1 protein-coding gene is annotated in these 1,653 nt (G+C 72.5%); it reads left to right on the forward strand.

The window, feature by feature from the left end; genetic code table 11:
• Nucleotides 1-1,653 (forward strand): type I polyketide synthase (locus tag NX801_RS30555; RefSeq protein WP_258791220.1); only part of this gene is annotated, 1,653 nt, incomplete at both ends.

The following is a 1,653-nucleotide window of genomic DNA, read 5'->3' on the forward strand; positions in this document are numbered from 1 at the left end:
CCTCACCGCCCCCAACGGCCCCGCTCAGCAGCGGGTCATCCGCCAGGCCCTGGCCTCCGCCGGGCTGTCCCCCGCCCAGGTCGACGCGGTGGAAGGGCATGGCACGGGGACGACGCTGGGTGACCCGATCGAGGCCCAGGCGCTGATCGCGACCTATGGGCAGGAGCGGCCGGAGGGCCGGCCGCTCTGGCTCGGCTCGCTGAAGTCCAACATCGGCCACACTCAGGCGGCGGCGGGCATCGGCGGTGTCATCAAGATGGTGATGGCGATGCGCCACGGCCTGCTGCCGCGCACCCTGCACGCGGCGGAGCCCTCACCGCATGTGGACTGGTCGGCCGGTGAAGTCCGGCTGCTGACCGAGGCGATGGAGTGGCCGGAGGCGGGCCGTCCCCGCCGGGCGGCGGTCTCCTCCTTCGGCGTCAGCGGCACCAACGCCCACACCATCATCGAACAGGCCCCACCCATCCCGGCCCAGCAGCCCGTGGAGGCCCTGGCCCAACGGCCGGTGGAGGCCCCGGCCCAGCAGCCGGTGGAAGCTCCGGCCGAGCAGCCCGTGATTACCCCGGCCGACGGACCCCTGCCCTGGGTGCTCTCCGCTCGGAGCGACGCGGCCCTGCGGGCCCAGGCGGCCCGGTTGCTGCCCGTCGCACAGGGAGCGGCGGGAGCGGCGGGAGCGGGCGGGCCGGCGGACCTCGGGCTGTCGCTGGCCACCACCCGCGCCGCCCTGCGTCACCGGGGCACGGTCGTGGGGGAGAGCCGGGAGGAACTACTGCTGGGACTCACCGAGTTGGCCGAGGGGATTCCTTCCCCCCGGGTGCTGTTGGGGCGGGCCGCCGGAGGAACGACCGGCTTCCTCTTCTCGGGGCAGGGCTCGCAGCGGATCGGCATGGGGCGCGAGTTGTACAGCGCGTACCCGGTCTTCGCGGAGGCGTACGACGAGGTGTGCGCGCACCTGGACGCGCCGGTCGATGTCGCCGCCGGCACCCTGAATCAGACGGGGTCGGCTCAGCCCGCTCTGTTCGCGGTTGAGGTGGCGCTGTTCCGGTTGTTGGAGTCGTGGGGTGTCCGGCCGGACTTCGTGGCGGGTCATTCGGTGGGGGAGATCGCTGCCGCTCATGTGGCGGGGGTGTTGTCGCTGGAGGATGCGGCGGCCCTGGTGTCGGCGCGTGCCCGGTTGATGGAGGCGCTGCCGGGTGGCGGGGCGATGGTGGCGGTGGAGGCGACGGAGGAGGAGGTGCTGTCGGCGCTCACCGAGGGGGTGAGTGTCGCGGCGGTCAACGGGCCTTCTGCGGTGGTGATCTCCGGTGACGAGGATGCCGTACTGGCCGTCGCGGGTGGGTTCGCCGCGCTGGGGCGGAAGACTTCCCGGCTGAAGGTGAGTCATGCCTTCCATTCGTCGTTGATGGAGCCGATGCTCGCGGAGTTCGCCCGGGTGGCCGAGGGATTGCGTTTCGAGCGGCCCGGGATTCCAGTCGTCTCCAATGTGACCGGTCGGCTCATCGAGGAGTACACCGCCGACTACTGGGTCCGGCATGTGCGGGAGGCGGTGCGCTTCGCGGACGGGGTACGCACGCTGCATGAGCTGGGGGTCACCACCTTCGTGGAGGTCGGGCCCGGGGGCGTGCTGAGCGCGCTGGCGCAGGGGTGTCTGGG

Source organism: Streptomyces pyxinae, from assembly GCF_024756275.1.
GTDB classification, from domain to species: domain Bacteria; phylum Actinomycetota; class Actinomycetes; order Streptomycetales; family Streptomycetaceae; genus Streptomyces; species Streptomyces pyxinae.